Source organism: Hyphococcus sp. D3-15, assembly GCF_055809375.1.
On record NZ_CM147910.1, the window covers coordinates 4,089,947 to 4,113,510 of the forward strand.

The 23,564-nt window shown below is 61.7% G+C and carries 21 protein-coding genes, 1 pseudogene and 2 riboswitches; of the genes and pseudogenes, 5 read left to right on the forward strand and 17 right to left on the reverse strand.

Annotated elements, in window-relative coordinates; all coding sequences use genetic code 11:
• Positions 1-13: 13 nt before the first annotated feature.
• The 3 genes from smc to AC0L8G_RS19695 all read right to left on the reverse strand — a co-directional run bounded on the left by smc (position 14) and on the right by AC0L8G_RS19695 (position 4,991).
• Complete coding sequence (gene smc, locus AC0L8G_RS19685; protein ID WP_473385875.1) at positions 14-3,481, reverse strand: chromosome segregation protein SMC; 3,468 nt, start codon at positions 3,479-3,481, stop codon at positions 14-16.
• Between the two features lie 199 nt (positions 3,482-3,680).
• Positions 3,681-4,409, reverse strand: coding sequence for a DsbA family protein (locus AC0L8G_RS19690; RefSeq protein ID WP_473385876.1), 729 nt, complete (start codon positions 4,407-4,409; stop codon positions 3,681-3,683).
• Between the two features lie 120 nt (positions 4,410-4,529).
• Positions 4,530-4,991 (reverse strand): DciA family protein, encoded by a 462-nt coding sequence (locus AC0L8G_RS19695; protein WP_473385877.1) that lies wholly within the window; start codon positions 4,989-4,991, stop codon positions 4,530-4,532.
• A gap of 68 nt (positions 4,992-5,059) precedes the next feature.
• Here AC0L8G_RS19695 and mutY point away from each other — a divergent pair, with 68 nt between their 5' ends.
• From mutY to AC0L8G_RS19710, 3 genes are all read left to right on the forward strand, one after another.
• A complete protein-coding gene (gene mutY, locus AC0L8G_RS19700; protein WP_473385878.1) occupies positions 5,060-6,118 on the forward strand; it encodes an A/G-specific adenine glycosylase in 1,059 nt (352 codons plus the stop codon).
• A 150-nt stretch (positions 6,119-6,268) separates the two neighbouring features.
• Positions 6,269-6,991: a VPLPA-CTERM sorting domain-containing protein gene (locus AC0L8G_RS19705; protein ID WP_473385879.1), complete on the forward strand. Its 723-nt coding sequence runs from the start codon at positions 6,269-6,271 to the stop codon at positions 6,989-6,991.
• A gap of 32 nt (positions 6,992-7,023) precedes the next feature.
• Positions 7,024-7,617 carry a DUF924 family protein gene (locus AC0L8G_RS19710; protein ID WP_473385880.1) on the forward strand — a complete coding sequence of 198 codons (594 nt, stop codon included), beginning with the start codon at positions 7,024-7,026 and terminating at the stop codon, positions 7,615-7,617.
• On the opposite strand, the gene AC0L8G_RS19715 is transcribed toward AC0L8G_RS19710, so the two are convergent.
• The 12 genes and pseudogenes from AC0L8G_RS19715 to AC0L8G_RS19770 all read right to left on the reverse strand — a co-directional run bounded on the left by AC0L8G_RS19715 (position 7,614) and on the right by AC0L8G_RS19770 (position 18,869).
• Complete coding sequence (locus AC0L8G_RS19715) at positions 7,614-8,294, reverse strand: GOLPH3/VPS74 family protein (RefSeq protein WP_473385881.1); 681 nt, start codon at positions 8,292-8,294, stop codon at positions 7,614-7,616. The two genes, AC0L8G_RS19710 and AC0L8G_RS19715, sit on opposite strands and share 4 nt — an antisense overlap.
• A gap of 70 nt (positions 8,295-8,364) precedes the next feature.
• Positions 8,365-9,861, reverse strand: a complete 1,497-nt coding sequence (locus tag AC0L8G_RS19720) for an FMN-binding glutamate synthase family protein (RefSeq protein WP_473388916.1) — start codon at positions 9,859-9,861, stop codon at positions 8,365-8,367.
• Between the two features lie 116 nt (positions 9,862-9,977).
• A complete protein-coding gene (gcvPB, locus tag AC0L8G_RS19725; protein WP_473385882.1) occupies positions 9,978-11,570 on the reverse strand; it encodes an aminomethyl-transferring glycine dehydrogenase subunit GcvPB in 1,593 nt (530 codons plus the stop codon).
• A gap of 180 nt (positions 11,571-11,750) precedes the next feature.
• Positions 11,751-13,091 (reverse strand): aminomethyl-transferring glycine dehydrogenase subunit GcvPA, encoded by a 1,341-nt coding sequence (gcvPA, locus tag AC0L8G_RS19730; protein WP_473385883.1) that lies wholly within the window; start codon positions 13,089-13,091, stop codon positions 11,751-11,753.
• Between the two features lie 18 nt (positions 13,092-13,109).
• Positions 13,110-13,325: a glycine zipper domain-containing protein gene (locus tag AC0L8G_RS19735; RefSeq protein ID WP_473385884.1), complete on the reverse strand. Its 216-nt coding sequence runs from the start codon at positions 13,323-13,325 to the stop codon at positions 13,110-13,112.
• A complete protein-coding gene (gene gcvH, locus AC0L8G_RS19740) occupies positions 13,322-13,693 on the reverse strand; it encodes a glycine cleavage system protein GcvH (RefSeq protein ID WP_473385885.1) in 372 nt (123 codons plus the stop codon). The genes AC0L8G_RS19735 and gcvH overlap by 4 nt, the downstream gene beginning before the upstream one ends.
• Positions 13,694-13,702: 9 nt before the next feature.
• Positions 13,703-14,866: a glycine cleavage system aminomethyltransferase GcvT gene (gene gcvT / locus AC0L8G_RS19745; protein ID WP_473385886.1), complete on the reverse strand. Its 1,164-nt coding sequence runs from the start codon at positions 14,864-14,866 to the stop codon at positions 13,703-13,705.
• A gap of 37 nt (positions 14,867-14,903) precedes the next feature.
• Positions 14,904-15,027: riboswitch (glycine riboswitch) on the reverse strand.
• A riboswitch (glycine riboswitch) is annotated at positions 15,028-15,123 on the reverse strand.
• 88 nt (positions 15,124-15,211) lie between these two features.
• Positions 15,212-15,712 carry a Fur family transcriptional regulator gene (locus AC0L8G_RS19750; protein WP_473385887.1) on the reverse strand — a complete coding sequence of 167 codons (501 nt, stop codon included), beginning with the start codon at positions 15,710-15,712 and terminating at the stop codon, positions 15,212-15,214.
• 109 nt (positions 15,713-15,821) lie between these two features.
• Positions 15,822-16,415 carry an SDR family oxidoreductase gene (locus AC0L8G_RS19755; protein ID WP_473385888.1) on the reverse strand — a complete coding sequence of 198 codons (594 nt, stop codon included), beginning with the start codon at positions 16,413-16,415 and terminating at the stop codon, positions 15,822-15,824.
• A gap of 28 nt (positions 16,416-16,443) precedes the next feature.
• A pseudogene (locus tag AC0L8G_RS19760) lies at positions 16,444-16,596 on the reverse strand (SDR family NAD(P)-dependent oxidoreductase); the annotation flags it as partial.
• Between the two features lie 82 nt (positions 16,597-16,678).
• A complete protein-coding gene (locus tag AC0L8G_RS19765; RefSeq protein WP_473385889.1) occupies positions 16,679-17,758 on the reverse strand; it encodes a Fe(3+) ABC transporter substrate-binding protein in 1,080 nt (359 codons plus the stop codon).
• A 100-nt stretch (positions 17,759-17,858) separates the two neighbouring features.
• Positions 17,859-18,869 (reverse strand): ABC transporter ATP-binding protein, encoded by a 1,011-nt coding sequence (locus AC0L8G_RS19770; protein WP_473385890.1) that lies wholly within the window; start codon positions 18,867-18,869, stop codon positions 17,859-17,861.
• Positions 18,870-18,983: 114 nt separating this feature from the next.
• Here AC0L8G_RS19770 and AC0L8G_RS19775 point away from each other — a divergent pair, with 114 nt between their 5' ends.
• Positions 18,984-19,364, forward strand: a complete 381-nt coding sequence (locus tag AC0L8G_RS19775) for a hypothetical protein (protein WP_473385891.1) — start codon at positions 18,984-18,986, stop codon at positions 19,362-19,364.
• Positions 19,271-20,626 (forward strand): ABC transporter permease, encoded by a 1,356-nt coding sequence (locus tag AC0L8G_RS19780; protein WP_473385892.1) that lies wholly within the window; start codon positions 19,271-19,273, stop codon positions 20,624-20,626. Before AC0L8G_RS19775 ends, AC0L8G_RS19780 begins: the two co-directional genes overlap by 94 nt.
• 2 nt (positions 20,627-20,628) lie before the next feature.
• Here AC0L8G_RS19780 and AC0L8G_RS19785 read toward each other — a convergent pair whose 3' ends face one another.
• Complete coding sequence (locus AC0L8G_RS19785) at positions 20,629-21,936, reverse strand: amidohydrolase family protein (protein ID WP_473385893.1); 1,308 nt, start codon at positions 21,934-21,936, stop codon at positions 20,629-20,631.
• Entirely contained in the window at positions 21,933-23,453 is a 1,521-nt protein-coding gene (locus tag AC0L8G_RS19790) for an amidohydrolase (RefSeq protein WP_473388918.1), read from the reverse strand. The genes AC0L8G_RS19785 and AC0L8G_RS19790 overlap by 4 nt, the downstream gene beginning before the upstream one ends.
• Between the last annotated feature and the right edge of the window lie 111 nt (positions 23,454-23,564).

The following is a 23,564-nucleotide window of genomic DNA, read 5'->3' on the forward strand; positions in this document are numbered from 1 at the left end:
CCTGGACTGGCTTCTACTCCGCTGCGACGAGCTCCTCGGCCTTGGTGAGGTCCACCGAGACAAGCTGCGACACGCCGCGTTCGATCATCGTCACGCCGAACAGGCGGTTCATGCGCGACATGGTGAGCGCATGGTGGGTGATGATGATGAAGCGGGTTTCCGTTTCCTGCGCCATTTCATGCAGCAGGCGGCAGAAGCGTTCCACATTGGCGTCATCAAGCGGCGCGTCGACCTCGTCCAGCACGCAGACCGGCGCCGGATTGGCCATGAACACCGCGAAGATCAGCGCGGTCGCAGTCAATGCCTGCTCGCCGCCGGACATCAGCGACATGGAGGCGAGCTTTTTGCCCGGGGGCGAGGCGAAGATTTCAAGACCGGCTTCAAGCGGGTCTTCCGCATCCACCAGACGCAGCTCCGCCTGGCCGCCATTGAACAGGCGCTTGAACAGATCGGTGAAGTTCGTGCTCACCGTTTCAAACGCATCGAGCAGGCGCTGGCGCGCTTCGCGATTGAGATTGGAGATGGCGGTGCGCAATTTGCGGATCGCGCTGTCGCAATCCTCGCGCTCCACCGCCAGCTCTTCCAGCCGCGTCGAGACTTCCTGCATTTCTTCGTCGGCGCGCAGGTTCACGCCGCCGAGATTTTCGCGTTCGCGCTTATAGCGCTCCAGCTTGCGCTCAATATCATCGCGCGCAGGCAGATCGGCGCCTTCTTTGTGTTCGGCGACCGCCAGCAATTGGTCGGGCTCGACCTCGCAGGTTTCCTGCGCCAGATGGGCGGCTTCTTCGACGCGCTCGGCGGCGGCTTCCGCCTGCGCTTCAAGGCGCGCCCGCGCCTCGCGCGCTTCGGAAGATTCGTGATCGGCGGCCTTCGCCGCCTTGTCGGCTTCGAGCGATACGCGCTGACCTTCCGCGAGAGCGTCAGCGGCGTCATTGCGGCGTTTTTCCGCGACCGACAATTGATCGAGCAGCGCCTTGCGCTTTTCTTCGATGACGGCCGGGCCGCCCTGCGCCGCTTCATGGGCCGTTACGGTTTCATTGAGATGGGTTTCAATCTCGCCGATCCGCGCGCGGGCCGCATCGCCGCGCTGGACCCATGAGTTTTTGTCGCGCGCAATTTCCGTGAGCCGTTCAGCCCGGCGGCGCGCATCATTGGCGAGATCATTATGGGCGGTGCGGGTTTCCGCCGCGCGCGCCCGCGCCGAAGCGACTTCATCACGGGCAGCCGCAACGCCTTGCGCGATCAGCTCCGCATCAGGGAAGGCCGCGCATTCCGCATCGAGCGTTTCATGATTGCGCGTGGTTTCGGTTTTCTCATCCGCCAGGCGCGTCAGGTTTTCGTCAATCGAGGAGAGCCGCGCGGCGGCGCGTTCATGCTGGCGCTCAAGTTCGCTCAAGCCAGTGCGCGCGGAATCAAGCGCCCGGCGCGCATCATTGAACAGCGAGCGCGCTTCGCGTTCGTTCTGCTGTTTTGCTTTCAGCTGTTCGCTCGCGCTCGCATGGTCGCGCTTGGCGGTTTCGGCGCTTTCCTGCGCGCTTTCGAAATTGCGGTCGAGCACTTGCAGACGGTTGCGCTGTTCAAGCCGGATCGCCGCAGCGGTTTTCGCATCCGCATGGGTGGTAAACCCGTCCCAGCGCCACAGATCGCCGTCACGGGAGACCAGCCGCTGGCCGGGCTTCAACGCCCCGCGCAAGCCCGCGCCCTGATGCGCATCGATAACGCCGATCGCCGAGAGGCGGCGGTTGAGCGCAGCCGGCGCGCGCACGAAACGCGACAAGGGCTGGGCGCCTTCCGGCAGGGACATGTCGGCGGCGCTTTCGCCAAGATGCGACCAATGAGCGGGCGCGCCTTCATCCACGGCAGCGCCAAGATCGTCGCCCAGCGCGGCGGCCAGCGCATTTTCGTAACCGGCGTCCACATCGATCATCTCGATCAGCGGTGTCCAGTCTTCGCTTTCATTCGCCGCCAGCACCCGGCGCAGCGCTTCACGCTCGGCGTCGAGTTCGGTCAGGCTCTGTTCGGCCTTGCGCATCGGACCGCGCATTTCCGCTTCGTTTTCTTCGGCGGCGGCGCGCTCTTCTTCCGCGCGCTGGAATGCGCTTTCGGCGGCGCTTGCGGCCTCTTCAGCGGCGGCGAATTTCGCCTGCGCCGCTGCAAGCGCCTGCGCCTGTTCCGGCGTCGGTTCGATCAGTTGGCGTTCATCCGTATAGGACCGGATCTGCTCAACGATCTTGTCGAGCCGGCGTTCGGCGGCGGTCAGGTTGCCGGTCGCGGCCTTGCGGCGCGCTTCGATGTCGGCGGCTTCTTTCGATTTCTGGTCGAGTTGCGCTTCAACGGCCTCGAGCGCAGCGGCGGCCTCATTCATCGCCGCTTCCGCAGCGGCCACATGCTCAGCTTCGCCGGCTTCGCGCTCGCGCAGGGCTTCTTCTTCGCCGCCAAGCGCGGCGATGGCGTTGTCAGCATCGGCGAGCAGGTCTTTCTCGCGCGCCATATCGCCTTTTAGGCGTTCAATCTCGGACGCCAGCCGCGCCAGCTCCGCTTCAATGCGGCGCGCTTCTTCATCAAGACCTTCACGCGCAACCGTCAACCGATGCAGCGCAGCGGCGGCTTCGGCTTCCGCCATGCGCAGCGGATCAAGCGCCTCATGCGCATTCGCCTGCGCCGTCGAGGCCAAGGCGGCGACCCGCGTCGTCTCTTCGATCAGCGCACTGATTTCCTGCAAACCGCTGGCGGCTTTTTCCTGCGCATCGAGCGCATCACGCCAGCGCAGGAAGGACAGCATTGCCTCAGTGCGGCGAATATCGCCGGAGACATTGCGATAGCGCGTCGCCTGACGGGCCTGACGGGCGAGCGCGGATTTCTGGGTTTCCAGCTCGCTCATCACGTCATCGAGACGCTCAAGATTTTGCTCCGCCGCGCGCAGGCGCAGTTCAGCCTCGTGACGGCGGGTGTGCAAGCCGGTGACGCCGGCGGCTTCTTCCAGCAGGCGGCGGCGATTTTGCGGCTTGGCGCTGATCAGTTCGGCGACCTGGCCCTGACGCACCAGCGCCGGCGAGTTGGCGCCGGTGGAGGCGTCAGCAAACAGGAGCTGCACGTCTTTGGCGCGCACTTCCTTGTTGTTGATGCGATAGATCGACTGCGTGCCCTCTTCCTTGCGGACGATGCGGCGCGAGATCTCAATCGTCTCCATCTCGTTATATTCCGCCGGGGCAGAGCGGTCGGAATTGTCGAGGGAGAGAATCACTTCCGCCCAGTTGCGCGAGGGGCGCATGGTGGTGCCGGAGAAGATCACCGCATCCATGCCGTCGCCGCGCAGCGCCTTGGCCGAGGTCGCCCCCATCACCCAGCGCAGCGCTTCCAGCAGATTCGACTTGCCGCAGCCATTCGGCCCGACAATGCCGGTCAGGCCTTCGCGGATTTCAAAGTCGGTCGGCTCGACAAAGGACTTAAAGCCGACAAGGCGGACATTAGTGAACTTCACAAATCTTTTCCCGATAAGCGCTGAACCGGAGCCCACTTCCCCGGCGCATCGTTGAACCCACGCAATGATCGGCGATTCTGATGTAAGGCCAAGAGCCGCGAGATGTTATTATTCCTCAGCATTTTCAGGCGCCTTGCCAAAAGCGGCGACCGACGCCGGAGCCTGGCGTCGGGCCGCGAAGCTGTCATGCGCCGGTATTTTATTCCGCGGCAGGGGCGTCGGCTTTCGCCAGAACTTCATCAAGAGCCTTGGAAAAGTCCTCAACCGTGCTGAAGTGGCGGGTCTGGCCGTTGACCACGAAACTCGGCGTCGAATTCACGCCGTATTTTTCCGTGCCTTCCTTAATGTTTGCATTAAGAAAATCGAGCAATTCCTGCCTTTTCATGCAGGCGTCGAACTCATCCGCGCTCATGCCGGCCTGGGCCGCGATTTTCAGCAATTCCTCGCGCGGCGCGTCGCCGTAAATCCAGCCCTTGTCTTCCTGATAGGGGTTGCCCTGGGTCTTGAACAGCGTGCCGAGGACCAGGAAATAGGCGTCATCGCCGCCCTTGTCGGCGGCGCAGCGGGCGAGCATCGAGCCAGCGACCGACAGATTGGCCGGCGCGGTCGGGAATTCCCGGAAGATGAACCGGACCTTGCCAGTATCGATGTAATTTTCCTTGATCGCCGGGAAGATATCTTCGTGGAAAACCGCGCAATGAGGACAGGTCACGGAAGCGAATTCGATGACCGTGACTTTGGCGTCTTTCGACCCGAGCGCCATGTCTCGAAGCGAGCCCTCGCCGGTTTTCTCAACCGAATTCGCCGCCGCGCCATTGGCGTCCGCCGCTGCGGAGGATCTGGAATTGGCGCCGCCGCAGGCCATCAAAATAAGCGCGCAGGCGCCGGTTAGCGCGGCGCGGGAGAATGCAACTGGTGTGGAGAACATGGGCTTGAGAACCTTTCAAATTGCGGGGGCGCGCGCCGGCCCGCGAAAAAACGGGGCAAACGCCGAATTCAGGGTGCAAAATCGCCGATGGCGCGGCCCGGCGCAAGTCCTTGAGGGCGCTTATTTCCCGCCGTTTCGCCGCTTTACCGCCGCCCGGAAGGAGGCGAGCGCGTCGCCCAGCGGGCCATCTTCCCCCGCCCCGGCGCCGCCGGCGTCCCCTGAGGGCCTAGGCGCCGGGCGTTCGGCGGCGCCGGACTGGATCACGGCGATGCGGCCAACCGCGCCAGGGCCCAAAAAGGCGTTGATCCGGGCGATCAGCCCATCCGCCTCCATCTGCACCGCAGCGGCGGCGGCCCCGTTGGGCGCGCGCACTTCCAGCGTTTTGCCCTGTCCGCGACCAGTAAGCCGCCCGGGACGGCACAGCCCAGCGATTTTCTCGCCCGCCAGCGACGGCCAGCGCTCGGCCAGCGCCGGGTCCACATATTTCGTCTTTTTCGCCAGTTCGGCGAAAATCGCGGCGCTGGTCCGCGCGATGGACGGCGCGGCGCGGCGGACGGGACGGGTATGGTGCGAATAGGCCAAGGCGCGTGCTCTTTGCGGTTTGCGTTCGGGCATTCTAACACTGACCGGCATTCATAAGAACCGTCGCCGTGAGCAAAAATCCGCCCCGAAAAATTTCCCCAATCGTTCGCTCGTTGCTGGCCTGGTATGACGCCAATGCGCGCGAGCTGCCCTGGCGCGCGCGTCCGAAAGCGCGCAAGCGGCCGGACCCTTACGCCGTGTGGCTGTCGGAGATCATGCTGCAACAGACAACCGTCGCAACGGTCGGTCCGCGCTACGCCGAATTCCTGACGCGCTGGCCGTGCGTCACCGACATGGCCGCGGCGCCGATGGATGACATTCTCGGACAATGGGCGGGGCTCGGCTATTACGCCCGCGCCCGCAATTTACACAAATGCGCAGTCGTCGTCGCGGAGACCCATGGCGGCGTCTTTCCGGATACGGAGGAAGGCTTGCGCGCCCTGCCCGGCATCGGCGCCTATACCGCCGCCGCCATCGCCGCGATCGCCTTCGACAAGCGCGCCATCGTGATTGACGGCAATATTGAGCGCGTCGCCGCGCGGCTATACGAAATCGCAACGCCGCTGCCCGCCGCCAAAACCGAAATTCGCGAAAAGCTGGAAAAGATCTGGCCGCATGAACGCTCCGGCGATTTCGCGCAAAGCCTGATGGATCTCGGCGCAGGCATCTGCCGCCCGAAAGCGCCGCTATGCTTGCTGTGCCCCATCGCGAAAAACTGCGCCGCGCAAAAAGCAGGGACGCAGGAAAACTTTCCCGTCAAAGCGCCGAAAAAACCAAAACCCAATCGCGTCGGCGCGGTCTTTGCGCTCACCAATGCGCGCGGGGAAATGCTGTTCGAACGGCGCCCGGAAAAAGGCTTGCTCGGCGGCATGATGGGACTGCCGGGAACAGAGTGGGCGGAAGCGCTGAACGGCGATGCGCATTTATCCGCGCCGGTAAAAGCCAACTGGAAAAAAACCGGCGAAGCGACACACACATTCACGCATTTCCATCTGACTCTTGATGTTTATGCGGGCGCAGCGCCGAAAGGCTTCCGCAAAAGCAAAGACCAGCAATGGATCAAACCGGATGAGGCGCGAGTTCCGACGGTGATGAAGAAGGCGGTTGGCGTCGCATCTCTCGGTTGAGCCGCCGCATTATTGCGCCACGCTGTAGTTGCAGCGCGACCTTTTTTGTAACAACTCCATGAAGCTTTGCGCTTGTCAAAGGTCTTACGGTTGACAAGACTGTAGCTATAAGGGCCTTTTTACATTCGAATATCGTACGGGGCGTGTTTCATGAAATTTGGCGCAATATTTTCACTGACATTTGCCGCCTTCTGTCTTGGCGGCATGCCGGCGCAAGCGACATCGGTGAACTTTGTCGACTACGCAACAGCAAATCCGGGACACGCAACAAACGAGCTTATCGATTTTGGTGACAATGTTCTGGTGCGGCTAAGAGCCTCCCAAAATATCGTCGCAACAAATGACGGATTCACAGGCGGCGGCAGTCTTCCCGTTGAAGCTTATCTCGATGACCCCGCAACAGGTTCTCCCAGAGGAGCGGGGGTCTGCCGTTCAGTCGTGGGCGATCCGGGGTTTTTTGACTCCGGCTTTCCCTGCGAAAACCCGATAGACAGTGCAATCGATGGCGCGAATGGCGAAGATGAAGCGCTGTTCGTCAGTTTTTGGGACTATACATATCTAGACGCGCTTTCATTTCGCGGCGTCGACAATCAGTCCCTGAACAACTCCGATGGGCTGATTGAATTTTATATTGGCGGGCTCGACGTTTCTGTCGGCGGGGTTACGACTTTTTCGGATTTGGTTCTGCGTGCGATGACCGGCGAATTCGGCCGCGTGTTCCAGATGGCGTTCGGATATGTGGATACGCCCTTTTATCTGGAATCCCTTGAAGCGACTGCTATCTCTGACGTTCCACTTCCTGCGGGACTGCCGCTTTTGTTCACTGGTTTAGCTGGACTTGGCTGGACCGCGCGTCGCAAAAAAGCCGCCTGAAAGACGGCGCTTATTTGTAATTTCCAGCGCTCATGATTATTTCAGCTGTCATGTCGCATGAAAACTCAATCCGCCCCACCAACGCTAACGGCGACGCCGTGCTTTCCTTCTGGTTTGAGGAATCGAAACCCTATCAGTGGTTCCGGCGCGACGATAAATTCGACGCCGCGATCAAGACCCGTTTCGGCGCGATGCACGCCGCCGCCAAAGCCGGGCGCCTCGATGTGTGGCGCGCGCACCCGGTCTATTCCCTGTCGCTGATCATCCTGCTCGACCAGTTTTCGCGCAATCTCTATCGCGACACGCCAATGGCCTTTGCGCAGGACGCGCAAGCGCTGGATGTGGCGCGCGAGGCGTTGGCGCGGCGCTTTGATCAGCTTGTGAACAAACAGCGCCGGTCGTTTTTCTATATGCCCTTCATGCATGCGGAAGATGCGGACGTGCAGGAGGAATGCGTCGAGCTGTTCATGGCGCGCCTGCCGGACACGATGAACCTGCCTTTCGCGATTGAACATCGCGACATCGTCAAGCGCTTTGGGCGTTTCCCGCACCGGAACAAAATCTTCGGGCGCATATCAACACCGGCGGAACGCCAGTTCCTGCGCGAAGGCGGGTTTAACCCTTAAGTCGCGGTCACGATGATCGCAGGCATGATCGCCGCGATGAAGACCGCCGACCGCACCGCTTCAATGGCCTCAGCGGCGGCGCCTGCGGGCAACAGGCTGCCCTCGGAAATTTCCTTGATGCGCGGCTTGTAGGATTTCAGCAATTCCTTGTCGAAATTATGCCGGAGAATATCAACGCTGTTGGCGAGCGCGATGATCACGCTGTCGCGTGCATCGGCTTCACCCGTCCCAAACATCGCCGTCGCAAGGCGTTGCTTCAACGCATTCTCCGCCGACGGATCGGCCTCCGGATAAACCCTCCGCGTGAAGAAGAAGAGAAATTTCTTTTCCTTCATCTGCAAAACGCCGCGCCGGGTGAGCTGGTCGAGCAGAATGCGCAAGGGCGCGGATTTGCCGCCCATCGCATTCACATAGTCAACCGCCTTCTTGCCCGATTTCTTTTTCGAAATCGCTTCAATGCAAGCGTCGAGAAAAGGTTCGCCAACCGGCGACATGTCGATGAAATCAAGACGCTTTGGCGGATCGCCCGCTTCGCGCAGCCGCCCCATCAGCAAAAGTTCGGCAAGGCCCGCGCCAGCCAGCGCATATTCCAGAAAACTTCCCTTGCGTTCGCCGCTTTCATCATGAAGCGCCAACAACAAAATGCTTTCCGGTATGGTGAGATCGTCCGCCGCCATCGTCTTTCCCTCCGCTTTGCATGGGATATAGGCATGCGGAAAGGGCTTTTAAAGATTTAGCCCGGGCTTTCTAGGCGTCCTTATATTCGTGCGGCGCCTTGGGGCGGCGTTTCGCCAGCAATTCGTCAAGCGGCATCGAGGTTCCGTCCGACTGCTGAATGCGCACATGAAAGGGTTTCAGCGCGCGGGCATGGGGCGCGCCGCAGGAATGAGCGATCATCGCCACATCCTTGCGCATTTTTTCAATATAGCTCGCCGCTTCTTTCGCCTTCACCTGCGGATCGAGCCCGCCCTGCAAATGTTTTTTATGCGTCGTTATGCCTGTGGGACAATTATTGGTGTTGCATCGCATGGCCTGAATGCAGCCAATGGAAAACATAAAACCGCGCGCGGTGTTGACCACATCAGCGCCGGCGCAATAGGCCCAGGCGACTTCCACCGGCGTCACCAGCTTGCCCGAGGCGATCACCTTGATGCGCTCGCGCATACCGCGCCGTTCAAGAATATCCGTCAGCATGGGAAGCGCCTGCTTTAAGGGCAGACCGACATTATCCATCAGCGACATGGGCGCCGCGCCGGTGCCGCCATCGCCGCCGTCAAGGGTGATGAAATCGGGCGCCGATTCAATCCCGCGCCGCTCAATCGCGTCGCAGAGTTCGTCAACCCAGCCATAGGCGCCCATCACCGTTTTGAACCCAGTGGGCAAGCCGGTGACCCGGCGCACCCGGGCGATAAAATCGAGCAGCTCTTCAATATTATCGATTTCAGGATGGCGGTTCGGCGAGATTGACGGCTCGCCAGCAGGAATGCCGCGAATTTGCGCGATTTCCTCGGTCACTTTGACGCCCGGCAACAGCCCGCCCTTGCCGGGCTTGGCGCCCTGGGCGAGTTTCACCTCGATCATTTTGACTTGCGCATGGGCGGCGATGGTCTTGAGCCTTTCCTCATCGAGCAGCCCCGCCCCGTCGCGGCAGCCATATTTCGCCGTGCCCATCTGAAAGATGACGTCGCAGCCGCCTTCGAGGTGATAAGGCGACAGCCCGCCCTCGCCGGTGTTCATATAACAGCCGGCCAGCGCCGCCCCATGGGACAAGGCCCGCACCGCAGGTTTTGACAAGGCGCCGTAGCTCATGCCGGAGACATTGATCAATGACGCAACATGATAGGGATTAGGCGTATACGGACCAATGATCACGGCGGGCGGATCAGTCGCCTCCTCGTCAAGACGCGGGAATGCGGTGTTGATGAAGATTGGACAGCCCACGAGATTGAGATTGCGGGTCGAGCCGAAGGGCAGCGTGTTGTTTTTTCCTTGCGCGGATTTGTAGATCCAGTCGCGTTCGGCGCGGTTGAAGGGCATTTCTTCGCGGTCGAGGGCGAAAAAATATTGCCGGAAGAACTCACCGAGCCGGGTGAACAGATATCGAAACCGCCCCAGCACCGGAAAATTATGACGTATGGCGTCGCGCGACTGGTTGGCGTCGAGGATGAACATGATGACGACGAGCAAAACCCCGCCGCCCGCAAGCAGGACGAACAGCGTCGCCAATATGTTGATCCCGTGCATTGTGACGGCGGAAAGTAAATCCATGCGCGCTCCTCCTGTGAAGCTGCGCGAAACTTACAATGCGTCGGCCGCCTCCGTGAACCCGGACGAGGCGCGGCGTAATCGGCGCGGACCGCCTATTCCGCCGCTTGCGCCTTTTGTTCGGGCGTCCAGCGCAGAACCGGATGGCGCGCGGCGGCGGTTTCATCAAGGCGGCGGCGCGGCGCATGGACAGGCGCGGCTTTGAATGCAGCGGCCTCGCCTGCCTTGGCGCGCTTCGCCAGAGACAAAAGCGCATCGCAGAACAGATCGAGTTCGCGAATCGATCCCGATTCCGTCGGCTCGATCAGCATGGCGCCATGCACCACCAGCGGGAAATACATGGTCATCGGGTGATAGCCCTCATCGATCATCGCCTTGGCGAAATCGACGGTCTCGACGCCGGTGTCTTTCAAGAAGCGATCATCGAACAACGCTTCATGCATGCAATGACCTTCAAAGGCCGGCGTCATTTCGGTTTTGAGGCGCGCAAGAACGTAATTGGCGTTCAGCACCGCATCTTCCGACGCCTGGCGCACGCCGTCCTTGCCATGGCTCATCATGTAAGAGAGCGCGCGCACGAACATGCCCATCTGGCCATGAAAGGCGGTGAGGCGCCCCAGGCTTTCGCCGCTATCATCATCGGCTTTCGCGGCGCGGCGGGTCTCAACGAGGCTGTAGCGCCCGTCTTCGCAAATGACGTAAGGCACAGGCGCGAAGGGCGCGAGCGCATCGGAGAGCACTGTCGGACCGGAGCCCGGACCGCCGCCGCCATGGGGCGTTGAAAAGGTTTTATGCAGATTGATGTGCATCGCATCGACGCCAAGATCGCCGGGGCGCACCTTGCCCGCAATGGCGTTGAAATTGGCGCCGTCACAATAGAAATAGCCGCCCGCCTCATGCACCGCATCGGCGATGGCGCGAATATCGCGCTCGAAGAGACCGCATGTGTTCGGATTGGTCACCATGATGCCAGCAACATCAGGGCCGAGCTTTTCTTTCAGCGCCGCAAGGTCGACGCGCCCGGTCTTGTCGGCGGGAATGTTTTCGACGGTAAAGCCGCATTGCACCGCCGTCGCCGGATTGGTGCCGTGCGCAGATTCAGGCGCCAGCACGCGCTTGCGGGTTTCACCTTCGCCGCGCGCCACCAGCGCCGCCTTGATCGCCATCATGCCGCACAGCTCGCCATGGGCGCCGGCTTTCGGCGACATGGCGACGGCGGGCATGCCGGTCAGGGTTTTCAGCCAATGCGCGAGCGTGTCGATCAATTCGAGCGCGCCCTGCACGGCCGCTTCGGGCGCCAATGGGTGCAAATCGCCGAAGCCCGGCAGCCGCGCCATTTTTTCATTGAGGCGCGGATTGTGTTTCATGGTGCAGGACCCGAGCGGGAACGGGCCCATATCGATGGCGTAATTCTTTTGGCTCAAACGCACGAAATGGCGCATGGTTTCCGGTTCGGAAAGACCCGGCAAACCGATGTCGGTCTTGCGGTTCAATCCGCCGAGGCGGTCGAACTCGCCGGAAGGCTCGGACAGATCAACGCCGGTTCCCGCGAAGTCGCCGACTTCGAAAGACAACGCCTCTTCGATTTGTAGCGCCTTATTGCCGGTGAAGGTTTTGACGTTGCTTGCCGTCGCTTCGCCTGCGCCAGAACTCGGTGTTGTGGGACGGCCCTGATTATTCATGGTCATGATGCACCGCCTGTTGCGCATCCTTCGAGACGCGAACCTTCGGTTCGCTCCTCAGGATGAAGGAGGATTAGAGAAAAAAGAAACGACTTCATCCTGAGGAGGCTTGCTCCAGCAAACCGTCTCGAAGGATGAGCCGGAACGAGCGGGGGGAGATGTTTTGAAAAAATCGCACTCATTGTTCTAAATCGCCTTCGCGAGGGTGGCCGCAAAAACCGAGATATCCTCATCGCTCACGCATTCCGTCGCGGCGACGATAAGAAGATTGTGCGCCGCCTTGTCGTGCGGCCACAGGCGCGAACCCGGCACGCCGGCGAGCACGCCGTCGCCAGCAAGCTTGTCCACAACTTCGGCGGCATCTTTCGGCAGGCGCAAGGTGAATTCGTTGAAGTAGGATTTGTTGACGAGTTCGACGCCGTTGATTTGTCCCAGCGCGTCGGCGGTCTTGCAGGCCGCTTCGTGGTTCAGCATCGCAAGCCTGCGCAACCCCGCCTCGCCGAGCAGCGTCATATGGATCGTAAAGGCGAGCGTGCACAGCCCCGAATTCGTGCAGATGTTCGACGTCGCCTTGTCGCGGCGGATATGCTGCTCTCGGGTCGACAGCGTCAGCACGAAACCGCGCTTTCCTTCCGCGTCCTGCGTCTCGCCGCAAAGCCGGCCGGGCATCTGCCGCATATATTTCTGGCGCGTGGCGAACAGGCCCACATAAGGCCCGCCGAAATTGAGGCCGTTGCCGATGGACTGGCCTTCGCCGACGACAATGTCGGCGCCCATCTCGCCGGGGCTTTTCAAGGCGCCGAAGGAGACCGCTTCTGTCACCACCGCGACGAGCAGCGCGCCTTTCGCATGCGCCGCGTCCGCAATCGGCGCCAGATCGCGCACATTGCCGAACACATCCGGCGACTGGACGATGACGCAGGCGGTCTCGTCGTCAATTTGCGCGATAATGTCTTCGGATGCGTCCGCATCGAGGGGCGCCTGAACGACTTTCGCGTCTACAAGCTCCAGATTGGTGCGCGTCACCGCGCCATAATGAGGATGCAACCCGCCGGAGAGCAGAACCTTGCCGCGCTTGGTGACGCGCCGCGCCATCAGCGCCGCTTCGGCGCAGCCGGTGGAGCCGTCATACATGGAGGCGTTGGCGACCTCCATGCCGGTCAGGGCGGCGACCTGGGTCTGAAACTCGAACAGATATTGCAGCGTGCCTTGCGCGATTTCCGGCTGATAGGGCGTGTAGGCGGTCAAAAACTCCGAACGCTGAATAATATGATCCACGGTCGCCGGAATGTGGTGCTTATAGGCGCCGGCGCCAAGGAAACACGGGCCCGCCCCCGCCGCGCGGTTTTTCGCCGCCATGGCGCCAAGCGCGCGCTCCACCTGCATCTCGCCCATATGATCGGGCAAGTCGAAATCGGCGTTCAGCGCGTCTTTCGGCACATCGGCGAAGAGCGCGTCGATATCCCCGGCGCCGATGGTTTTCAGCATCGCCTGACGGTCGGCGTTGTTGTGAGGGAGATAGCGCATGGGCTGTTTTCCGTTTCTCTATTTGTCGCCGTCGTCTTTTTTCGACTTCGCAGAGGCCGCGCCGAGGGCTGAGCCGACGCCTGCGCCTATCGCGATGCCGACGCCAATGCCGAGCGCCAGATTATCAAGCGCGACGCCGATGGCGGCGCCCAAGGCAACGCCCATTGCGATGCCCAGTGAAATGCCTGTCGCGGCGCCGGTCGCCGCGCTGTCGTCTGGCTTGTTCTCGCTCATGACGCGCCTGCAAATTCTTTGTACGCCGCCTCATCCATCAGCGCGTCGAGTTCGGCCGGCTTGCTCGGTTTGATTTTCACGAACCACGCCGCGCCCGCCGGATCTGCGTTCACCTGGGACGGGTCGTCGACAATGGCGGCGTTGACCTCAACCACCTCGCCGGAGATCGGCGCGTAAACATCGGAAGCGGCCTTCACCGATTCCACCACCGCCATGTCATCGCCCTTGGCAAAGGACTTGCCGGCTTCAGGCAGCTCGACAAAGACGACATCGCCCAATTGCTCCGCCGCATGGGCGCTGATGCCGATGACGAAGACATCGCCTTCGGCCTTCACCCATTCATGATCTTCGGTGTAGTGGACGGTCATGGCTCTCTCCTAACCTCGAAAATAATTATGCGGAATGAAGGGCATGTCGGCGACCACCGCCGGCGCCGGCTTGCCGCGCACGATGAGATTGACTTGGGTTCCGGTTTTCGAAAAATCCGCATCCACATAGCCCATGGCGACCGGCGCGTTGACGCTCGGCCCGAAACCGCCAGAGGTGACGGCGCCGATGGTCTTTCCATCCGTAGACTGAATTTCCGTGCCTTCGCGGGCGGGCGCCCGGCCTTCCGGCCGCAACCCGACGCGCAGGCGCTGCGGACCTTCGGCGAGTTCGCGGCGAATGCGCGCCGCGCCCGGAAAGCCGCCCTCTTCGCGGCGGCGCTTGCCGACCGCAAAAGCGATATTGCCTTCAATCGGCGAAATCTCCGGCGTCAGGTCATGTCCGTAGAGACACAGCCCCGCCTCAAGGCGCAGCGAATCGCGCGCGCCAAGGCCGATCGGCTCCACTTCCGGCGCCGCCAGCAGCGCCTTGGCGAGCAGCGTTGCATGGGAGTTCGGCACGGAAATTTCAAATCCGTCCTCGCCGGTGTAACCAAGACGGCTGACCACGATATAGGCGCGGTCGTCGGACGCGGGCCAGTACATCGGCCGCACGCTCATAAAGGGCTGGTCCGCCGAGCCGGGCATCAACCGCTCTATCACCGCCGCGGCTTTCGGCCCCTGCAAGGCGATCAGCGAGCGATGATGCACGACCTCAAGCGTTGCAACGCCTTGCAGCTTGTCTTCAAGCAGCGCGAAGTCCTGCTCCTTGGTCGCCGCATTCACCACGAGAAACAGCGTTCCCTGCAGATCGTCGCGGAGCACCCGCGTGATCATCAGATCGTCCAGCACGCCGCCCTGCTCGTTCAGCAGAACCGAATAGCGCACGCCACCCTGTTTCAGATTCTTGATATCGGCGGGAACAAGACTCTCGATCGCCGCGGCGATTTTTTCATGAGCGCCCGGCGCGCCGATCTCGGCCTCGGTGGTTGTCAGATAGGCCTGGCCCATATGGGAAACATCGAACAGCCCCGCCTTTTCGCGCGTGTGAAGATGCTCCTTCAACACGCCCATCGGATATTGCACCGGCATATCGTAACCGGCGAACGCAACCATCTTGGCGCCCAGCGACTGGTGCAGATTGTGAAGCGAGGTTTTCTTTAAGGCAGAATTCATTCGTAGTTCCCATGTAAAAATCGCCGCAAAAGATACGACGACCCCGGCTGTCATGGGAACCTGAGAGATTTCGCGCGCGCCCCCTTCCATGAAGGGTGACAGAACACGCTTACTCCGTCGGTGGAGCGGCAATCATGCGCCGCTCGCTTTCCAGCCTTTAACGCAGCCCTGCGGTCCTTTTGCCTGAGAGTTTCCGGGGCGGTTGCTCCTTCGGCGCCAGCGCGAATCATGTGGCTGGCCTCTCCCGCATGCTGCCTGTCCGGGAAATGAAACCAGACAGTAAGCGCGACCATAGGCGCGCCGTTTTAGGAGTCAATCATTCTGCATCGCCAGCGCGCGGAAAAACTAGGCCGCCGCGCAATTGGTGCAATTGCCCTTAATCTCAAGACGCGCCGTATGCATGTCGAAGGCGGCGGCGCGCACTGCCGGCGCGATGTCCGCTTCCACGGCGACAACCTGCAATTCCTTCACCGTCGAACAGCGCTCGCAGACCAGGAAAGTCTGCACCACATGCGGACCTTCGTGATTGCACAGGACAAACGCATTCATGCCGTCGAGCTTGTGGATATGTCCCTTGGCCTCAAGCCCGTCGAGCGCCCGGTAAACGGTCATCGGCGCACGCACGCCCTGCTCTTTCAACTTGTCGAGAATCTCATAGGCCTTGAGCGGCTCAATGCTGCCGGAAAGCGCATCCCAGACCAGCTTTTCATTCTTCAACAGGCCGGAAGGACGCTTGCGCACGCCGTGCGCTGCTGCGTTGTCATTGCCGGCGGCGCCTTTACTTGCCTTCTTTTCAGCGCTGTTCGGCTTGGCGGCGTTTTCACTCTGAGGCGACTTGTCGGTCATGGCGACTCTCCCAAAGATACAGTAACTGTTATATCTTTGTTATATCAATTCGCAACCCTGACTGGCGCCATTTCCCTGAACACCCCGCGCCGCCTCGCAAATTTCGCGATCAGCGGGCCGCAAAGCCGCCATCGATGACCAGTTCCGTACCCGTCACATAGGCGGAATCGTCACTCGCCAGATAGACCATGCCGCTGGCGATATCTTCCGGCGCGCCATTCTTGCCCATGGGAATATTGGCGGCGACACGGCTGAACAGGGCATCCACCTGCTCTGCATTGAGCTCCATCATGTCCGATTCGCCAATGCGCGTGTCGATGAAGCCGGGATGCACGGTGTTGCAGCGAATATTGTATCCCTGCTCGGCGCAATGCAGCGCCACGGATTTGCTCAGGAACCGCACGCCGCCCTTGGTCGCGCTATAGGCCGGCGCCTTGGCTTCGCTGACGATCCCGAAGATCGATGAGACATTGATGATGGAGCCTGCGCCGCGCTTGCGCATCAGGCGCACCGCCATTTGCGTGCCGAGAAACACGCTGTCGAGATTGACCGCCATCACCTTGCGCCAGTTTTCGAAGGAAATGTCTTCGATGTTTTTCAGCGCGCCGACGCCGGCATTGTTGACCATGATGTCGATGCCGCCATAGCGGTCCAGCAAATGGGATCTCGACGGTTTTCCATTCATCGGGATTGGCGACATCATGGTGGATATAGTCGGCCTCGCCGCCATCCTGGGAGATGTAGCCAAGCACTTCTTTCGAGCGCTCATCATCAATGTCGGAGCAGATGACGCGCGCGCCCTCGGCGGCGAAGCGGATCGCGGTCGCCGCGCCAATGCCGCTGGCTGCGCCGGTTACATATGCAATCTTGTTTTTCAGCCTCATCGCGCGCCCCGCATTCCATAGTTTCCGATGCGGGATTTATGGCGTTATACGCGAGGGCGCGCCGCACTCAGGAAGAACAAATTTATGGCCAGCCGACACGGTCGAAAATGCGGACGGCTTCGGGCTGATTCTCGCCAAGCGTCGCCGCGGGAAGGTCGTCCTCGACAAAATCCGCGTAAGCGGCGATCGGGCCGACCGCCGCAACGCCCGGCGCAATCGGATATTCATTATTGCCGCTGGCGAACGCCGCCTGGGATTCATCGCGCAGGAGGAACTCGATCAGCTTTTCCGCATTTTCCGCATTCGGCGCATATTTCGTCACCCCGGCGCCGGAAATATTCACATGAGCGCCGCGGCCCTGCTGGTTGGGAAAGAACAGGTCGAACTTGTCGCCAATCGCCGCCGCCTTTGCATCCTTCGCCCCGATGAAGCGCGCCGTGTAATAGCTGTTGACGATGCCGATGCGGCAAAGTCCGGCTGCTACCGCCTCGATCTGGGAAGTGTCATTGCCTTGCGGCTTGCGCGCGAAATTCGCGACCACGCCCGCCGCCCATTGCTCCGCTTCCTGTGCGCCGTGATGGGCGATCATCGATGCAAGCAGCGACTGGTTGTAAATATTGGAAGAGGACCGCACGCAGATCATGCCGCGATAAGCGGGATCGGCGAGATCTTCATAAGTCTCAAGCCCTTCGGGCAGGCCCATTTCCTTGTTGTAGATGACAATGCGCGCGCGTTTGGAAAGCCCGAACCATTTGCCGTCCGGATGGCGGAACTGCGCCGGGACGCGCGCATCCAGCGCATCATTGTCGATGGCGCGAAACACGCCGCGCTGATCGGCGCGCCATAACATGCCCGCATCCGCAGTGATGAAAATATCGGCGGGGCTGGCGTCCGCCTCCTGGCCGAGACGCTCAATCAGCGCATCGCCGCCCGCCTCGATGTAATTGACCTTGATCCCGGTTTCTTCCGTGAACTGATCATAAAGCAGGATATCGGAATCATAATGGCGCCCGGAATAGACATTGACCTCGCCGGTGATCGGGCGCTTCGCCGCCTGTTCGCCGTTCTCGCCGCCAGGCCCGCCGCATGCGGCGAGCAACAGCGCCGCCAGAATGCCCGCCATGCCTGATACCCATTTGCCCGACGCCAGATTGAATGCCATGTCTTCCGTCCGTATTTTTGCGAATAATTCTCAATAGCAAGCTAAGCGGGCATGCGGGTGAAGGCAAGGCGCGAAAGCGCCGCACCACCGGCGGGCATATTTATCCAGCAAAAACAAACGCTTTCGACCAGTCCACGCTGACCGAATGCAGCGCGCCCCATGACGGGGGCGCAGCCATGGCGACCGCGAGCGACGCGCCATCGGCGCTGTCGAGGCGCGCCAGCCAGCCCGGCCCGGCGAAACGGATATCGGCGGCGCGAAACGTCCCTTGCGGGTCAGGCGTCGCGGTCAGGGCGTCAGCGCGCAGGATCGCGCGGGCGGGCCCGTCTTTCATGCCACCGGCCGGCGCGTCGCCAATCACCGCGTGAAACACGCCGCCTCGTATCTCGCCCGCCAGCGTCTGACATCCGGGAAACAGCCCCGCCCCTTCCGGGGTTTGCGGGCTTTCATACAGCGCTTCGGGGGTCGCCGTTTCGACAATCCGCCCCTCGCGCATCAAGGCGATGCGATCGCCCAGCGCCAGCGCTTCTTCTGCGTCATGGGTGACCAGCAAAACGGCGGCCTGCTGTTCCTTCAGTACACGGCGCAATTCCGCGCGCAAGCGGCGGCGCAGCGCAACGTCGATGCTGGCGAAAGGCTCGTCCAGCAAAAGCGCTTTGGGCTTGCGCGCCATGGCGCGGGCGAGCGCCACACGCTGTTGCTGTCCGCCGGACAGTTCATGGGGAAAGCGGCGGGCGAAATCGGCGATGCCGAAGGCCGACAATTGTTCCGCTACCCGCGCTTTAATCTCGCCCGCGCCCTTAAGGCCAAAGGCGATGTTCTTTTCGACGGTCAGATGCGGGAACAGCACATAATCCTGAAACACAAAACCGACCGGCCGCTTTTCCGGCGGGGTCTGGCGTCCCGGCGCGGCCAGCGTCTGGCCTTCAAGCGAAACCTCGCCCGCCTGAAGCGGTTCAAGCCCGGCGGCGAGGCGCAGCAAGGTGGTCTTGCCGCAACCGGAGGGGCCGAACAGACAGACAATCTCGCCCGGCCCCACATCGAGGCTGGCGCCATTGACGGCCCGCGTCTCGCCGAAGCGGTGCGAAATGTCGGTCAGGGCGAGGCTCATGCGCGTCTTTCGAACAGTCTATCCACTTAACGGGCAATCTCTTTCGCCCTGAGGGATTGGGAATTGCCTGACTTTCGCATAGATGTCACTAGTTGAGAACGAGAATTAAGAACAGTGCTAGACGCGTCACACCATCATAACAGCCGCAATCCCGCTTCGGGACCGATGCGCGGATTAGGGCTTATCGCCGCGATTGCGGTGCTTGCCGCCGCGCCTATCGCCGCCGTGCTTGTCGGCGCGACGGGCGCCGGAGAGCATTTGCTGTTCGGCCCGAGCGGCGTTCAATATCTGGTGACGACGCTTATGCTCTGCCTTCTCGCGGGGCTGGGCGCGGGGCTCATCGGCGCCGGCGCGGCGCTGGCGATCTCGCTGACGGATTTTCCGGGGCGAAAATTTTCGCCGTGGCGCTGGCGTTGCCCTTTGCGATCCCCGCTTATGTGGCCGCCTACGCCTATGGCGATCTCTTCGGTCCCTTTGGCGCGGTCGCCGGGGTGATCGGGCCGCGCGCGCTGCCGGAAATCCGCTCGCTTCCGGGCGCCGCATTCGTCCTGATGCTGACGACTTATCCTTATGTCTTTCTGGCGATGACCGCATCCTTGTCGGCGCGCTCCGCCTCACTGATGGAAGCGGCGCGATCACTTGGCGCAAGTCCGATGCGCGCCAGCCTCAGTATTCTCCTGACCGCCAGCCGTCCGGCGTTTTTCGGCGGACTGGCGCTGGCCCTGATGGAGATCGCGGCGGATTACGGCGTTGCGGATTATTTCGGCGTGCCGACTTTGAGCGTCGGCATCTTCCGCACCTGGCACGGGCTTGGCGATCTGACCGGCGCGATGCAGCTCGCTGCGGGACTGTTTCTGGTGGCGCTGATGCTGGTGCTGATGGAAAGCGCCAGCCGCAAGGGACGCGCCAGCGAAGATGTGCGCGCACAACGGGCGAGCCGCCGGTTAAAGCTTTCTGCGCCACACGCCGCCGCCGTGATGGCGCTCTGCGCGCTGCCGGTGCTGTTCGGCTTTGTCGCGCCTGCCGGCGTGTTGCTCGCCAAGCTCGGCCTCGGCGCGAGCCCCGTCGTGATGCGCAATCTCACCCATGCGGGGATGAACACAGCGATCATCGCCGCCGCCGGAGCGTGCATCGCCGCCGCCCTGTCGATAATCCTCGCTTATGGCGCGCGCGCCGCGCGCGGCCGGATCGCCAAACTGGTGCTGCGCGCCGCAACGCTTGGATACGCAGTGCCCGGCGCAGTGATGGCGATTGGCGTGCTTGCCTTGTCGTCCAGTCTGGCGCGGGTTTCCGGCCACGCCATCGCCGGCGGCGTGTTCGTGCTGCTATACGCCTATGTGGCCCGGTTCCTGACCGCCGGATATAACGCGACGGCTGGCGGCATGGCGCAGATCAGCCCGCAGCTGGATGACGCCGCCAAAATGCTCGGCGCTGCGCCGGGCCGGCTGGTGCGCGAGGTGCATTGGCCGATGGCGCGCGCATCGGTTCTGGCGGGCGCGGCTATCGTCGCCATCGACATTGCGAAAGAACTGCCCGCTACGCTGATCTTGCGGCCGTTCAACTTTGAAACCCTCAGCACCCAGATTTATCGCCTCGCCGCGGATGAGCGTCTCGCCGATGCGGCGCTGGCGGCGCTGATCCTGATTGGGCTCGGCCTCTTGCCGTCGCTCGCCCTGAGCCTGATCGCCGAGGGCGGCGCGCAAAAAACCCGCAAGCGCGAAACGCTTGCGGGTCTTGAAAGCCAGACAGTCAGCTAGGTTTAGTCCGCGCCGCGATATGCGTGCGGAAGATCGCCGCGCGATAGATCGCGATAGCGCTCCATCAACATGCGCTGACGGTTGTTGAGGTCCTGCAGGCGGCCATTGATGTAAACCGCTTCCGGCTTGGTGGTCACTTCCAGCGGATCGCCGTCCCAGATCACCACATCGGCGATCTTGCCCGCCTCAAGCGAACCGAGCTGATCGCCAAGACCGAACATTTCCGCCGGCGCCAGGGTCAGCGCCTTCAGCCCCGCCGCATAAGGAAGCCCTTCCGCGACAGCGTTGCCCGCATGCTGGCGGATAAGACGAATATTATGCGCGCCTTCATAGAAGGAAAATTTCACCCCGGCCTGATGCAGCCGCGCGGCGTTTTTCAAGGTAGAGTCAATATCCTCAAACTGCACCGGCAGATTATCCATGCCGCTGGTGATCACCGGAATGCCCGCCTCGGCAAGCTCGCGCGCCACACGCCACGCTTCTGACCCGCCAAGAATGATCACTTTGATGCGGTAGGTGTTTTTCACCCGGATCAAAGTGCGAATGTCATTGGCGCTGTTGATCGCGACGATCAGCGGTTGATCGCCATTGACCACCGGCCCAAGCGCTTTCAGGTCCGACAGTGCGAAACGCGCCTCGCGGGGGCGGCGCACATAATCATTCGGGTTCGCCTGATAGGAGCGGGCTTCATCGAGATATTCCCGCAGCACCAGCCAGGCGCCCATGCGCGTGCCGCCCTGACGAACCGCGCCGCTTTCGCCCATGGCGGCGATTTGCGTGACATCGGCGCGCATCACCGAATTGGCGCGGCCCGACAGATCGACCACCGCCGCCTTGCCAGCGAATAACGAGCTGCCTGCGATTGGTGCGGAAAGCGCACGCGTCACCCCGCCCGCGCGGTTCACCGGAATTAGCACTGAAGACGGGTTGAAGGCGTCGACGGCGTTGAACGCGGCGCCGAGCCCAAACCCGTCAGCCGGTCTTGAATCATTGGCGTCATCGACCGCGCCGATTTCCACCAGGCCTATGCTTGAATAGGCGCTGAACAGGCCCGGCGTGACGATCTTGCCGGAGGCGTCAATGACGGTCGAACCGGCCGGCGGCGACAGATCGGCGCCGACTTCGACAATCCGGCCGTCGCGGATGATGACATCGCCGTTTTCAATGACGTCGCCGGACACCGTATGGACGCGCCCATCCATGATCGCGATGCTTTGCGCCAGCACCGGCGATGCGGCGGCGGAAACCAGCGCCGCAGCGGCGAGAAACAATTTTCTCAGTATACGGCTTTTCATGATGTTTGCGTTCATTGCCCTGCTCCGCCGGTAAAGCCGTTATCGTGAAGGCCGAGTTCGAAATCGACGCGCGGCGAAAGCGCCGGATTGGACCGGTCATATAACAAGGCGCCGTCAATATAGACCTTCTCGGCTTTCGCGTAGACCGAGAAGGGATTGCCGTTCCAGATCACCACATCCGCCATCTTGCCCGCTTCGAGCGTGCCGGTCTGATCGAGAATGCCCATCGCCCGCGCCGGGTTTGAGGTGATCCAGCCAATGGCGTCTTCCGGCTCGATCGCGACGCCGATCCGCCGTCCGTCGGCCATGGCTTTCGCCGCTTCCTGATTGAGCCGCTGAATGCCGCGCTCATCATCAGAATGGATGATGGCGCAACCGCCGGGCTGGGCGTGCACCAATGCCGCGTTCTCGCCCACCGTATCGAAGGCCTCGAGCTTGAAGCCCCACCAGTCGGCCCAGACCGCCGCGCAGACATTATTCTCCGCCAGATAGTCGGCGATTTTGTAAGCTTCGATAGCGTGATGGAAGGTCGTAACTTTATAGCCAAACTCCTTGGCCATATCGAGGACCTGCACCATTTCATCGGCGCGATAGCAATGCATGTTGACGGCGATGTCGCCATTCAGCGCGCCGCCAAGGGTTTCCAGTTTGAGATCGCGTAATGGCGCTTCCGGCGGCACATCCGATTTGTCGTCGCTATCGTCGTCCTGCCATTTTTCAAACGCCGTCCAGTAATCGCTCCAGCGTTTGTTATACGCCGCCGCTTCAATCCATGCGGCGCGATAGCCGGCCATATTGCCCATGCGCGTGCCGGGACCGCCGCGCTCGCCGTAAACCCGTTTCGGATTTTCACCGCAGGCCATTTTCAGCCCGTAAGGCGCGCCGGGAAATTTCATGTCCTGCACCGTGCGCGATGGCACGTTTTTCAAAATCGCAGAGCGTCCGCCAAACAGGTTCGCCGAACCGGGCAGCACTTGCAGCGACGTGATCCCCCCGGCGATCGCGCGGGTGAAGCCCGCATCTTGCGGCCATACGGAATGTTCCGCCCAGACATGAGCGGTGTTGGGCGCGACAATCTCATTGCCGTCGGATGTGGATGCATTGGAGGGCGAGGGATAGTCGCCAAGATGGGAGTGAATATCGATGATGCCCGGCGTGATCCATTTGCCTTTCGCATCCACCGTCGCGGCGCCTTCCGGCGCGGTGATCGACCCGGCGGCGCCGACCGCGGAAATTTTTCCGTCCGCGATTAGGACAGCGCCGTTTTCGATGCGCTCGCCTGTTCCGGTCAGCACCATCGCGCCGGTGAGCAGCACAGTCTCCCCCGGATAGGGCTTGTAGGTTGAGGGATAGGGATCGAGCGGCGGGCGCACCGGCTCGGGCGCTTTATCGTCGCTTGCGTCTTTCGTCGCAGCATCGCCTGCAAGCGCGCCCTCGCTCTTGGCGTCAGCGGTTTTCACATCGCCTTCGCCCGCATCATTCGGCTGCGCGCATGCGCCAAGCATCAGAACGGCCAGCCCCGTCCACGCCATTTTCCGCATAAGTCCCTCAACATACTGCGGGCGACGTTCGACAGAGCGCCCAAGTTTCTGTCATAAGATTAGCGCAAAAGATGCGTACAGCCACCCCGACAGGGGAAGACT